The 13,995-nt window shown below is 38.3% G+C and carries 11 protein-coding genes; 3 read left to right on the forward strand and 8 right to left on the reverse strand.

Annotated elements, in window-relative coordinates:
* Positions 1–249: 249 nt before the first annotated feature.
* The 8 genes from EHO58_RS00005 to EHO58_RS00040 all read right to left on the reverse strand — a co-directional run bounded on the left by EHO58_RS00005 (position 250) and on the right by EHO58_RS00040 (position 5,360).
* Entirely contained in the window at positions 250–867 is a 618-nt protein-coding gene (locus tag EHO58_RS00005) for a hypothetical protein (protein WP_135677851.1), read from the reverse strand.
* 225 nt (positions 868–1,092) lie between these two features.
* Entirely contained in the window at positions 1,093–1,554 is a 462-nt protein-coding gene (locus tag EHO58_RS00010; RefSeq protein ID WP_135627531.1) for a hypothetical protein, read from the reverse strand.
* Between the two features lie 218 nt (positions 1,555–1,772).
* Positions 1,773–2,072, reverse strand: coding sequence for a helix-turn-helix domain-containing protein (locus tag EHO58_RS00015; protein ID WP_135627470.1), 300 nt, complete (start codon positions 2,070–2,072; stop codon positions 1,773–1,775).
* Positions 2,062–2,403: a type II toxin-antitoxin system RelE/ParE family toxin gene (locus EHO58_RS00020; protein ID WP_208728659.1), complete on the reverse strand. Its 342-nt coding sequence runs from the start codon at positions 2,401–2,403 to the stop codon at positions 2,062–2,064. The genes EHO58_RS00015 and EHO58_RS00020 overlap by 11 nt, the downstream gene beginning before the upstream one ends.
* A gap of 229 nt (positions 2,404–2,632) precedes the next feature.
* Positions 2,633–3,346, reverse strand: coding sequence for a hypothetical protein (locus EHO58_RS00025; RefSeq protein ID WP_135677855.1), 714 nt, complete (start codon positions 3,344–3,346; stop codon positions 2,633–2,635).
* A 190-nt stretch (positions 3,347–3,536) separates the two neighbouring features.
* Positions 3,537–3,914, reverse strand: coding sequence for a PIN domain-containing protein (locus EHO58_RS00030; protein WP_135677857.1), 378 nt, complete (start codon positions 3,912–3,914; stop codon positions 3,537–3,539).
* Positions 3,911–4,126 carry a DUF2191 domain-containing protein gene (locus EHO58_RS00035; RefSeq protein ID WP_135677859.1) on the reverse strand — a complete coding sequence of 72 codons (216 nt, stop codon included), beginning with the start codon at positions 4,124–4,126 and terminating at the stop codon, positions 3,911–3,913. Before EHO58_RS00035 ends, EHO58_RS00030 begins: the two co-directional genes overlap by 4 nt.
* A gap of 196 nt (positions 4,127–4,322) precedes the next feature.
* Positions 4,323–5,360: a tyrosine-type recombinase/integrase gene (locus EHO58_RS00040; protein ID WP_135677861.1), complete on the reverse strand. Its 1,038-nt coding sequence runs from the start codon at positions 5,358–5,360 to the stop codon at positions 4,323–4,325.
* Positions 5,361–5,883: 523 nt separating this feature from the next.
* Here EHO58_RS00040 and EHO58_RS00045 point away from each other — a divergent pair.
* The 3 genes from EHO58_RS00045 (at position 5,884) to EHO58_RS00055 (ending at position 13,980) form a co-directional block, all read left to right on the forward strand.
* Positions 5,884–8,337 (forward strand): hybrid sensor histidine kinase/response regulator, encoded by a 2,454-nt coding sequence (locus EHO58_RS00045; protein ID WP_135677863.1) that lies wholly within the window; start codon positions 5,884–5,886, stop codon positions 8,335–8,337.
* 144 nt (positions 8,338–8,481) lie between these two features.
* A complete protein-coding gene (locus tag EHO58_RS00050; RefSeq protein WP_135677865.1) occupies positions 8,482–11,001 on the forward strand; it encodes a histidine kinase N-terminal 7TM domain-containing protein in 2,520 nt (839 codons plus the stop codon).
* A 6-nt stretch (positions 11,002–11,007) separates the two neighbouring features.
* Entirely contained in the window at positions 11,008–13,980 is a 2,973-nt protein-coding gene (locus EHO58_RS00055; RefSeq protein ID WP_135677867.1) for an MHYT domain-containing protein, read from the forward strand.
* The last annotated feature ends 15 nt before the right edge of the window (positions 13,981–13,995 follow it).

Consider the following 13,995-nt stretch of genomic DNA (forward strand, 5'->3'; position numbering starts at 1 on the left):
CTCCAATATGACTGTTATTTTGAATATATATTCGATTACAAATCTAATTTTCACCATGTCGCCTAACGACCAAGGGTTATCGACGTTTTGCGAGTGCGAAGCGCTTGGCACGAAGCTTGCCACGCAAGATGAGTGACAAAGCAAAATGTGGCGTAGCCCAAGCGAAGGTTGCGAAGCAATCCTGAAGCGCAGCGATAAGCCGACAGTTATACGCCGTTGGTAAGTTTTTATAAAATATTGAAGAATAAATTATTTTTTAGATCCAACCCTTCTAACATCCTTTATTAGATCATCTATTTTATTTAAGATAAGCGAAATGGAATCAGAAGCAACTGCGCCAGGAATTAAGCTTGGGAATTTTTGTTTATCGTACTTCTGAGTATGATTAAAAACGTTGTCCAGTAAACTTGCTACAGGCATATCTTCATCTGACGAATAAATAAGTGCGATATGAAGACGTATTAGTCCGATTTTAAAATGCTCATATTTATTTATCTCAGTAATATGAAGTCTATACAACGCCATGAGAATACCAACTAATGTAATAAGTAAAAGTACTAACGAAATTATTATGGATCTACTAATACCTCCATCATATATGTTTAGATAATTTTTTGCAGTTTCTGGATTAAGGATTTTAAGCAATTCAAGAGATTCCGCACTAGATTTATAAGTCTTCTCTGCAGTATCAATAAGTTTGAAAATAAACGTCCCAATCGTGACAATGACAACTATGGAAATGAAAACGAAAAAATTGGCTCTTGCTCTATTTCCATTGATTATAGTATCACAAATAGAAATCCCAGTTCCTATGGCATTTTTCCAACTTCCTTCTTCAATTTCTTTTTCTGCTCTACTTTTTTTCATTAACTTTCTCTAAAAATTATTACCAATGGCGTATAACGACCAAGGCTTGACGACGTTTTGCGCGTGCGCAAGCACTTGGCGCGAGGCTTGCCACTGCAAGACGAGTGACAAAGCAAAATGTGGCGTAGCCCAAGCGAGAGTTGCGAAGCAATCTCGAAGCGCAGCGATAAGCCGACAGTTAGGCGAAGCGCTTTTTATTACCCAGTATTTTAATGTTGAATTAAGTCAGAACAAATAACTATAAGGAATTGATATCCCAATAATTAGTCCTTTTTCAAGGAAGTCTTTGGGAACAATTCCGAAATTAAGTTCCATAACTGAATTCAAAATAGCTTTATTAATGTTCTCAGGAATATTAGAACAATGAAGTGCTATATCAATAACTTTTCCCTTCGAGTTCAGTAAGAATGTAAATTTTAACATAATATCGCTTTTAGAAATATTTGAATCGAAGTTACCTTCATTAAATGAATTTTTCAGTTTTGATTTCTTTAGGTCTGTTAACTTCTTTTTCAAGATCTTTAATATTTTCTGTTCATACAAATTTTCTGCAGACTTGACTTTATTATTTTTTATATTCGATTTTCTGACTGATCCGGAACTACACTTTTCGATTTCTTTTGTTTCTACTTGATCACTAAATGAGATAATCGTAAAAAGAAACAATAAAGAAAGAGTATATTTCACAATTTCGCTCACAAAGATTTTATAACTCAAAACTAGTCTAAAAGCGTTTCGCCTAACGACCAAGGGTTGGCGACGTTTCGCCAGTGCGCAAGCACTTGGCGCGAGACTTGCTTTGCAAGACGAGTGACAAAGCGAAATGTGGCGTAGCCTGGAGCGAGGGTGCGAAAGCATCCCGAAGCGCAACGCCAAGCCGACAGTTATACGAAGTGGCTGGTTGCCTAAGCACCTTTACTTTTTAAATGAATAACAGGTTCCGCATCCAATGCTTTAGCAAGGCGGTTAATGAAAGAAAGCGATAAATTTCTATAATTCCCAGACTCGATTCTTGCAATTGCCGGTTGGGATGTCCCAATTCTTTCTGCCAAATCCTTTTGGGTTAAATTTCTTTTCTTGCGAAGTTTAATAATTTCTTTGGCAAGAGTAAATTCATTAGAGAGAGCATCATATTCTTTCTTAAAATCTTTATTCTTCAGTTCTTTATTTAAAAGCGAATCAAAGTCTTTAGTCTTAAGTTTCATGCCCATCTCCTTTATAAGTTTTCATTAATTTGAAAGCTTTAGTTAATTCATCTTTATCAGTCTTTTGATCTTTCTTTACAAAACCAGAAGTTATTATGACAACCCGACCCTTTTCAAAAAAGTAAAATAATCTGCAAATATTAGAACCTTGTTTAACTCTTAGTTCAAACAATCCCGCATAACCTTGAATCTTTTTCGAAAAAGGTTCTCGAAGTTCAGGGCCGAATTCTGCTAACAACTCGATAGTTCTAAATGCTTTTGCCTTTAATTTATTCTCCAGTTTTAGCAAGAAATCTTCGGCAGGTCCCAAAAACTGGACTTTGAACTTCACAACGTCAATATATCATATTTGATATATTTTGTCAACTCTTGTAAAAAGGAAAGTTCCCAGCCATTTCGTATAACGACCAAGGGTTATCGACGTTTTGCGCGTGCGCAAGCACTTGGCGCGAGGCTTGCCACTGCAAGACGAGTGACAAAGCAAAATGTGGCGGAGCCCAAGCAAGAGTCGCGTAAGCGATCTCGAAGCGCAGCGATAAGCCGACAGTTAGGCGTAGTGGCTAAGTAGTAAGCAAACTATCAACTTCCTTTAAAGATTCGTCGATGATCTCAGATAACACTTTTCCTAAATAGTCCGGCTCTTTCGGTTTAAATGCTACTGTATTCTCATTTTCGTAGATTTTCTCGAACATTCTATTTTGAGAGCAATTAATTTTTTCTTCTTTGGAAAGTGTAGTAATGTATTTTAGAAAATATTTCTTAAAAATAGATTCGAATTGCTTAACATTTATATTCATTTTTCCCTTTTTATTTAATTTTTCAATTTTACTGATAACAGGATGATCAACTGAATTATCTTTATAATATTTAGCTTCAATTTTCTCAAAACCAGAATAGTCTCGTACAGTATATGTTAACCAAATAATATACTGATTTATTTCATGCGCAACCGCTTCTGTGACGACAAAAGCAAGTGCTTTCTTAATATCTTTTTCACGCTCATAGAATAATCTTACCTTATCCAAAACTTGAGGGAGCCGAATATTATCCTTTTTGTTATTTAAAATAAGATCACCAAGGACTTTTTCCGCTTCAACGGACTTCCCATTTTCTTGAAGATACATTGGAAGTCTTAACTCTTCCGCTATTAATAGCTGCACAGAGCTGACTTCAGCTAACGAATATGCCTCTTTTAAGAGAGATATTGCTTTATCAAGATTTCCCTCTTTCTTGGCGTTAGTTGCGTCTCTTAATTTTTGATATATTTCTTCCATCTAAGTATCGTTTTTAGCCATTACGCCTAACGACCAAGGCTTGACGACGTTTCGCGAGTGCGACAGCACTTGGCATGAGGCTTGCTCTGCAAGACGAATGACAAAGCGAAATGTGCCGGACGCCAAGCGAGAGTTGCGCAGCAATCTCGAAGCGAAGCGTCAGAGCCGATAGTTAGCCGACGTGCTTGCCCTAACTCGAATAGATTTCTTTCTTATCTAATACTTTAAGTATCTTTTTATCTAATGTCCAAAGTCGAAGTTTTTTACTTCTAACTTCATTAATAAGCACTGAATCAATTAGTCCAATACCTTTATCGATATGCTTGCTTTCAAACGATAGCTTGCCTGCTAACAAAAAGCTACCATCTGAAGTTAAGGTGTTTAGATTTTCCCAATACTCTAAAATAAAAGATACTTCAGTCTTATTTTTACATCCTTGGAGCAATTCACCAAAGACAACTTCATGAACTATTACTTCGGAAGATTCTATTAGTTCTTTCAGTTCACTGAAATAAGGTTCGTTCCCTCTAAAGAATTCTATCCAAACCGAAGTATCTACTAAGATCATCTATTTCGGTTCAAGCCCCTTATATTTTCACCGGAAAAGTCTTCCTGAAACGAAAGTGGGGATTTATGTAGCTTTGCGTTCAGATTCCTTATTTTGGCTTGTTTTAGCCATTCTGAAAGGGCCTTCTGGAGTGAATCAGTTATATTCTTACCACCAGAATACTTCTGAACCTCAGCAATTAAATCATCTGGTAATATCGCGGTCACTTTCATACGATACAATATACGATAAGAATTCGTATTTTCAAGCTTTTAATTTCAGATTCTTCGAATAATCTTTTGAAGCTTCCCCTTCCCTATATTTCTAAAATATTTATTAAACAATAGAATTTGGCAAGCATGTCCGGCTAACTCCAACTATCCGTATGTTCGCCCATGTAGCTGCTTACAGGGCATATCCCGTATATAATCAGAGATCGTCCAGAGGACTTTTGATCTTAGAAACCATCGGGTCAACAATTCTAGCGTAGATTTCCGTAGTTTTTACAGATACATGGCCAAGCAATCTTTGGATCATTTTAATCGATGTGCCTGACTCCAGGAGATGGATCGCAAATGCGTGTCTCAGATCGTGGATCGAAACATCTTTAGTGACGCCTGCTTTTTTCTTAGCAGAAGTGAATATGTTTTCCGCGCTTCTGACGCTAAGATGTTTGCCTGGAATTTGGCCAGTGAAAATCCAGGAACTTCTGACTTGGTGTTTGAACAAATCGTTTAGATCTTCTTTGCAACTATTTGGCAAAAGACTGAAACGGTCCTTCTTTCCTTTACCTTGTCTGATACGAATAGATTTTTTATCCCAATCTAAATCATACCCTTTTAACTTTACGAGTTCCCCTACTCTTAAACCGGATCCATAACAAAGTTTTAATAGAAGTTTATGTTTCGGATTGGAAAGAGATTCTATGATACGGGTAACTTCTTTCCTGGATAAAGATTCCGGGATCTTGTTCTCTCTTTTCGGAGGAGAATAAGATATTAGGAATCTGCTACCTATTACAGTATTATAATAAAATTTAAAAGATTGAAGAGCTGATCTTAGGGAATTAGAAGCTAAGTTTCTTTCGTATAAAATCCGATCCAAGTAGATCTTTAGTTCGGACTCGGTAACCGTGTATGGATTTTTTTCGACGGACCTTAAGAAAGCTCGGTTATATAGAAAATAAGACTTCAGGGTTTTCTTGCTATAATTTCGCCTTAATACCTCGGTTTTGAGTGGAATGAGAAGAATATCAGGCTCCGCTTCTATCTTCTCCCGATGAGTAGAAACAAATTCGGATAGAAAAGATTCAGAGAACGGGATTTTCCAAAATTTGGACTGATGGCTCCAAACTGCATTCGGCATTTTGGAGAATTTTTGGAAGAGTTCGGTGTCGTAAGAAAACGAAATGGCACTGAAGCAGAGTCCATTCTCCCAATGTTTCCAAATTTTGATTTTTTGGGGCATAGGGAGAATTTAGGAAAATACTAAATATTTGTATAGTAATTATTTTGAATTTAGAATATAGCTCCGCCCCTTCAGTCACACTGAAACAAAAAAAATCTTATAAAAAAGAAATCGTCGGACCTCATTTGACGCTTCTGGGTAGAATTTTGCCTTTTTTATTCGCGTTTCGACTTATTGCCAGCAAATTCCGAAATTTCAGGAACGTTACCAGAAAAATATCCGTTATGCGCCTCTTCCGGACAAATTTATTGATTAAGAGAGAAAAAATTTTGTAGGAGGTCCAACGGAAGATCAGGACCGTTTAACATACGCAGTTGGTGGATTTTTTGGAAGTATACTTAAGTGACACCATCACTCAAAGGCTAATTCTTGAATGACAAAACTTCCCTAGTTCTTTAAAAACGGAATGGATTCTAATGGAACTTTTTAGGAAATTAGATATTCTATTTTATCCGTATTCTTTAATTTTGAAATGAATTCGTATATTTTTGGATCTATTTCATTTCTATATTAGGCAAACCAGATGGATCATTCTTCTTCCAGCCCTGATTTTCGTCTTCTTTTCGAATCTGTTCCAGGTTTGTACCTGGTGCTTTCTCCCGAGCTCAAAATTATAGCAGTGAGTGATGGGTATCTCAAAGCCACTCTAACAGAGAGAGATAAAATTGTAGGCAGGGGAATTTTCGAGGTCTTCCCCGACAATCCGGATGACCCGGAAGCAACCGGTGTAAGTAATCTTCGCAGTTCCCTTCTCCGTGTTCTGGAAACGAAAGCTCCGGATACGATGGCAGTCCAAAAATACGATATCCAACTTCCTGAAGAAGAAGGCGGAGGATTTACTGTTAAATATTGGAGTCCTTTAAATTCTCCTGTCTTAGACAAAAAGGGCAAAGTGATATGTATCATCCATAAGGCAGAAGATGTCACAGAATTTGTCCTTCTAAAAGAAAGGGGGGAAAAACAATCGGAGATGACAGAGACGCTTCGTTCCCGCACCGAAGAGATGGAAACGGAAATCATCCGCCGTTCTCAGGAATTGCAATCTGCAAATAAAAGTTTAAGAGAAACCGAAAAGATCAAAAACGAATTTTTTGCGAATGTTTCCCACGAGCTTAGAACTCCTCTTAGTTTGATCTTAGCTCCTGTGGAATCCATTCTTACGGATAAAAAATCCAATCTATCTTCCAATAATATCCAAATGTTGGAAACGGTTCACAATAATTCAGTCAGACTTCTTCAAATGGTGAATAGTCTATTAGATTTTTCTAAATTTGAAGCCGGAAAGATGAAGGTGGAACTTGAATCGACAAATATCAGTAATTTGATCCAATCGATTTTGAAAGATTTCGAGCCGAGCGCTTTGGAGAAGAATATACGGATCCAAAAAGAGATACCCTCTTCCGACTTGTATGTTTTGATCGATCGTTATTTATTTGAAAGGATATTTTTTAATCTTCTTTCCAACGCATTAAAATTCACTCCTAAAGATGGGAATATCTCGGTTACTCTAACATATTCGAAAGAGCAACTTTTTCTTACCGTTCAAGATTCCGGGATTGGGATATCGGAAGCAGATCAAAAGATCATCTTTAAAAAGTTCCAACAGGCGGAAGGTTCTTCTACCAGAAAGTATGGTGGGACCGGAATAGGTCTTGCGATGGTAAAAGATTTTTCGGAACTTTTAGGCGGCTCCGTAGAAGTTGACAGCAAATTAGATTCAGGAAGCAAATTTAGCGTCAAAATTCCGGCTCAAAAAGCGGAGTCAGGGGAGAAGGATCCTTCTTCTAAAATTTTCTCCCATTCTCCTCAATATTCTAGTTTAGAAATATCGAATAAAGAAGATACGGCTTTTTCTGATAAGCCTAAAGTCCTTATCTGTGAAGATAACGAGGATCTTTCTAGTTATATTTATTCCCTTCTTTCTCCTTTATACCAGGTCAAGTCCGCTCATAACGGAAAAGAAGGTATAAAATTAGTTTATACCTGGGAACCCGATCTGGTTCTTTCGGACGTGATGATGCCCGAGATGGACGGTGTCCAACTCTGTAAAGAGATCAAGGCTGATCCTAAAATTTCCAAAACAATCGTAGTACTTCTTACCGCTTTAACTCATAGAGAAGCTATGTTAAAAGGTTGGGAAGCGAAGGCGGACGAGTATTTATGCAAACCTTTCCATCCGGAAGAATTGATCGTAAGAGTGAAGTCGCTTCTTGCTATTGCGGAAGATAGGAAAATAAATTTAGTAAAATTAGAGCAGAAAAACTTCGAACTGGAATTCGCAAACGCCGAGTTGGAAGCATTCTCTTATTCGGTTTCTCATGATTTAAGAGCGCCATTGAGAGCGATCCAGGGATACACTCAAATGATCTTAGAAGATCATAGCTCCGTTTTGGATGCCGATGGGATACGATTCTTAAATGTACTGATCGACTCCACGAAAAGAATGGAAAATCTAATCGATAACTTATTAGAATTCTCTAAAGTAGGAAAAAAGGAACTCAAGGATTCCACTTTTGATCTTACCGAAGTTGCGGAAAATGTAGTAAGTCAGATCAGGGACCAAACAGAACATAATGCTGAAATTATAATTCATCCACTCGCGAAAGTAACCACGGACCGAGACATGATGTCTTACGTATTCCAGAATCTGATCTCCAACGCCGTAAAATATTCCGCCAAAAAAGAAAAACCTAAGGTCGAGATCGGAGTTACTAATACAGAAAAAGGTAAAACGTTCTTCGTAAAAGACAATGGAGCCGGTTTCGATATGAAATATTATAATCGGCTCTTCGGCGTTTTCCAAAGATTGCATAGACAAGACGAATTCTCAGGCACAGGAGTCGGTCTTGCAATCGTACATAGGATCGTCACACGATACAAGGGTTCGGTTTGGGCAGAAGGTAAAATAGGAGAAGGTGCATCCTTCTTCTTTACCTTGGGAGAAAAAGCAGGAACTGCGGTCGGTTTCCGTAACTGAAATAGACATTTAACTCTATAATTTCTTTACTTAAGAGATAAATTTACTCTTCAAAGATTGGATATACTCAACTAATACGTCTTATATTTTAAGCTTAGAAACTTTCTCCTTGAGCCGAAGGGGTGGCGTTCAAAATTAGTTTGCATGGGAACGGAAGTCCAATCTTTAGCCTGGTTCAAATGGACACCTTACGCGATCCTTCCCTTAATTAGCCTCTTTCTTTCTTTTCTCTCTCTTAGAACAGGATTCAAAAGTAGACAAACTTCCGGCGCTCCTGAATTCATCCTGGTGTGTCTTGGGATCGTTCTGTATAGCTTCGGTTATTTTTGGGAGATAGTCAGCATAAGACCGGAGAATATTATTTTTTGGGATAATTTCCAATTTATAGGCCCGGACCTTCTGATCGCTTCTCTTCTTTTCCTCTGCTTAAGAGTAGCAAACTTAAATAGATTCATTCACCCGATCAGTATCCTTCTTTTTTCTATCATTCCTATCTGCACCGAAATCGCGGTTTGGTTCGGACCGGAAGAATGGATCCGCCCTTCTTTCAGATTCGACCCCTCCGCTCCTTGGTTGGCTCTCATCTACGAATATGGACCTTGGATGCAGGTCTATGTTATCAATTCAATCTCCATATTCACTTTGTGTATTATAATTTTGATATACGGTGCTTGGTCACAAAGAGCGTTCCACAGAATAAGATGTTTGGTATTTATGATAGGGATCTCACTTCCTTTCGGAAGTCAGGTAATGACTGCCGGAGGTTTTATTCCTTTCATCCATCCTAAACTAGATATTTTTCCTTTAACGGCAAGTTTTGCTTTGATCGTTTGGATGTACGGTCTTTTCTATTTTAGGATCTTAAATCTTATTCCTTTGGCGAGAAACCAAGTTTTCGAATACATTCAAGATGCAGTTTTTGTAATGAATTCTTCCGGTTTCCTTTTGGACTGTAATGTTTCCGCTCTACATCTACTCGGAACGGCAAGGCTCAAACAAAATTCCAAACTTTCCGAATTTCTTCCCGATCTGGATGTTCTTATAGAAGAATGCCATGCCAGCCGAAAGGCAAATACGGAATGGAAAACGAATCATGGAAAATATTATGATGTTTCCGTTCGTTCCCAAAGAGCAGAAGGTTCTCATTTTACGATCGTAGTTTTGAGAGATGTGACCCAAAGGGCAATTTCCGAAAGAAAACTTTCGGAAAGAAGGGATATTCTTCAGAGTATTTTAGATTCCACTAGTATCTTATTCTTAGTTTTAGACGGTGATGGTAAATTAATTTTATTGAATAGAGCCTGCTTACAAACCACAGGATTCGACCTAATGGAGTTGGAAGGAAAAGTTTTTTGGGAAACGGAACTATTTGCGGAAGAAAGTAAGGCTATCGCAAAAGTTTTCGAACTACGATTCGCAAAGAAGAAGTTCCCAAAACACACAAGTGTACTTCTTAGGACCAAAGACGGAAAATCCAGAAGAACTCTTTGGGAACATAAAGAAGTTAGGGATAGAAACGGCCATTTACAATATGTGATCTCTACCGGAACCGACGCCACAGGCTTAAAGGAAGCAGAATTCAGAATAGAAACATTACAAAGAGCGAATGAAGAAATTCTAGCTCAAAAGGAAATCATCGAATCCCAAAAATTCGATCTGGAAGATGCTCTTCAGAATCTAAAAAGGACCCAAGCAAAACTGATCCAAGCATCTAAACTTGCGGACCTAGGGCAATTAGCTGCAGGGATCGCTCATGAGATCAATAATCCCATAGGCGCAATCCAAGCCGCAGGTTTTAATATTCTATCTTATTTAGAAAAGATCAGAACAGATTTACGTTCTATTCTTCCACTTCTCTCTTCTTTATCCGACGAAGATTGGAATTCATATAAAGAACTGATTTCTTTGGGAGTTTCTTCCAAAGAAATATTGATCGGTCTGGAAAGAAGAAGGATACTTGCAGAGATCAAAACTGAAATGAAGTCGGCAAATATTCTTTTCCCGGAAGAAACCGCCGATTTTTTTGTGGATTTCGGAATTGCATCTTCTTGGAAAAATTTCGAAAGAATATTAAAAAATCAGAATACAAGGGAACTTCTACCCTTCTTTTTAAATCTTTTGGGTCCGGAACAATGTGTGGATACGATCAAGACCGCAGTAGAACGTTCCGCAAAAATCGTTTACGCGCTTAGAAGTTTTGCACATTTTGAGTCCTCTCATAAGAAAAGAAAATTTTCCTTAAAAGAAAATATAGATACTGTTCTGACATTATACCAAAATCTGTTCAAACATGGTGTTGAAGTTTCGACTAACTTAGATGGGATCCCGGAATTTTTAGGTTTTCCGGATGACTTAATGCATCTATGGACAAATTTGATCATGAATTCCGTCCAAGCAATGTCGTATAAAGGTTCGATTGGAATAAACGCTGTCTTACAAGATAAAGAAGTAATAGTTTCCATCCGAGATAAAGGGCCTGGCATCCCTGCAGAAGTGAAAGACCAAGTATTTGATGTATTCTTTACTACCAAACCTTTGGGAGAAGGTTCCGGTTTAGGTTTGGATATAGCGAAGCGAATTGTAGAGAAACATAAAGGAAGGATCTGGTTTGAATCTTCTCCTGGAAATACTATATTTTATGTGGGGCTTCCTTTCGAGGTCTGAGTTTTTGTGATCGCATTTTTAGATAATTTTTTCATTTATAATTCTTCAGCTAAACTACTTACGGCCACATACAATCCTTGGCTGGTAGTCCTTTCAGTTTTGATGGCGATATTTGCATCTTATATCGCTCTTCAGATCGTAGGACAGAAGGTTCCGGAATCTTCTCCACCGATTACAAAATATTTAATTTCTTCAGCCGGAAGTTTGGCATTGGGCTGCGGTGTTTGGTCCATGCATTTTATCGGAATGCTTTCCTTTGAACTCTGCACAACCGTTCAATATGATAAAAGTCTAACTATCTTATCCATCTTTCCCAGTCTTCTTGCTTCCACAGTTGCTCTGTCATTCGTTAGCAAACCTAAAATTTCGGGTACGGAATTAATATTAGGCGGAGTACTTGTGGGCTCCGGGATTGGAGCGATGCATTATACAGGCATGGGAGCCGTGGAAACCGCTCCTTACTTACGTTATGATCCATGGTTCTTTGCATTATCCATCGTAGTTGCGGTGGTACTTGCGATTCTCTCTCTTTGGGTAAGGTTCGGTTTAGAAAATTTGAAATTAGGAGCCCTCTGGCCTTCTCTTATTTCTGCCACCACCATGGGGTCTGCGATTTCCGGAATGCATTATACCGGAATGGCAGCTGCAAGATTTATCGGAGAAGATGATAAAAATCTGATATCTCAAACTGCGGATTCCACATTCTTAGCCCTTGCCGTTTCATTGATCACGATCGCATTCACTCTGTTCGCATTTGCGGTAAACTGGTTCTTAAGGTATCGTGATCTAGTAAACGATCTAAGGATAAGCGAATCCAGACTTAGAACAATCATCACCACTGCAGTGGATGGCGTAATCACGATGGATTCTCAAGGTAGGATCCGAGAGTTTAACCGTTCTGCAGAATTGATCTTCGGTTATCTAAACAAAGAAGTGATCGGAAAAAATATCAGAGAGCTAATGCCTGATCCGTACTACACTGTAAAAGATAAAAACTCGGAGATAATGTTAAGTGCAGGCTTCGCTAAAATTATTGGAAGCAGTAGAGAAGTTATAGGTGTTAGAAAAGATGGATCCGACTTTCCAGTACGATTAGCAATTGGTCACGGAAAACTTGCCGGAGAAGATCTATTTGTTGGTTTTGTAACGGATATCAGCGAAAGAAAAATGATCGAAAACGCATTAAAACAAAGCGAGCAACAAGTGCGTTCCTTGATCGAAAATATTCCAGGGATCACTTACAGATGTCTTCCTAATAATGATTGGAATATGTTATTCATGAGTGATGCTTCCGAATCAATCACCGGTTATCCTGTCCATGATTTTATAAGCGCAGGATCCGTACGATCTTTCAAAGATATTGTGCATCCTGATGATCTTAAAATGGTAGAGTCCATAGTCGATTCTGCAGTCGCAGGGAAAAGAGCATTTACTTTAGAATATAGGATCATCCACCAAAACGGAGAGATTAGATGGCTTTGGGATAATGGATGCGGAGTCTATGGTGGAAATGGAGAAGCAATCTTCATCGACGGAGTTATTTTAGATATCACAGAAAGAAGAAGGATCGAAGAAGCGTTACGTAAGGAAAAAGAAAAAGCGGAACTTGCAGCGATCACTAAAACTTCCTTTTTGGCAAACATGAGCCATGAGATCCGAACCCCAATGAATGCTATTTTAGGATTTACGGAAGTTCTACTTTCAGACGAATTAGAAAAAAATCATAGAACCCATTTGGAAACAGTCAAAAGTTCGGCAAAATCTTTATTAAGACTTTTGAATGATATCTTAAACACTGCTAAGTTGGAAAAAGGAGCGGTGGAATTGGAAGAAATGGACTTCTCCCTTTTCAAATTGATCGCAGAATTAAAATCCACTTTAGGTATCAGCACTAGAAAGAAAAATTTAGAATTCGAAGTGATACAAGGTCCAGATCTTCCTGAATTTTATAAGGGAGATTCTTTAAGGATCAGACAAATCCTGATGAACCTGATCGGTAACGCTGTCAAATTCACTGATAATGGAAAAGTAAGTTTAAAAGTAACCAGAGAAGAAGGAAACCTTCACTTTGCGGTACAAGATACTGGGATCGGAATCCAAGCAGATCGTTTGGATAAAATTTTTGAACCGTTCACTCAGGCAGACATTTCCACAACAAGACGTTTTGGTGGAACAGGATTAGGGACCACAATCTGTAAACAGCTAACGGAATTGATGGGCGGTAGGATCTGGGCAGAGAGTGTTATCGGGAAAGGAAGTACATTCCATGTACTTCTTCCTTTGGAAGAAGGGAAACCTAGACAAGAAAACAAGGTGCAAACAGGGATCAAACTTCCTTCTTTAAAGATCCTTGTTGTGGATGATGTGGAAAAAAATACGGAATTAATTTCCCTCCTTCTGCAAAACCTAGGGCATCAGGTGGAATCGTCGTATAACGGCGAAGACGCGGTAAAAAAAGTCACGACTGGATCTTTTGATCTGGTTCTAATGGACGTACAGATGCCCGGATTGGATGGTCGCCAGGCAACTAAAGTAATCCGAATGCATGAGGCCCAGGAAAATGTTTCCAAGACCCCTATTTTAGCATTGACCGCAAGCGTATTTGAAGAAGATAAAAATGCAGCGACTGCGGCCGGGATGGACGGATTTGTCTCCAAGCCTGTGGAGATGGATCAGCTGATAGCTGAGATCGCAAGAGTATTAGATTATTCTGAAATGATCGAAAATCCGGAAATTGCTCTTTCCGAAAAGGAAGGAGCGGAATGGGATCCTAAAAAAGCGTCCGTTCTAGCAAAAGAACTATCCGACTCTTTCCAAAGAGGTTCGATAGAAGAAGATTATTTAGAAGAATTTTCGGATCTGATCCGAACAAAAGTGGAAAATTCCGATTTTAAATCTTTTCGTTCTAAAATAGAACAATTCGAATTCGAAGAGGCATATACTCTTCTTAAAAAATTCGTTACCCAACTCGAATTATAAACGGATTTCGGAAAA

Origin of the sequence: Leptospira selangorensis (assembly GCF_004769405.1) — a bacterium.
Lineage (GTDB): Bacteria > Spirochaetota > Leptospiria > Leptospirales > Leptospiraceae > Leptospira_B > Leptospira_B selangorensis.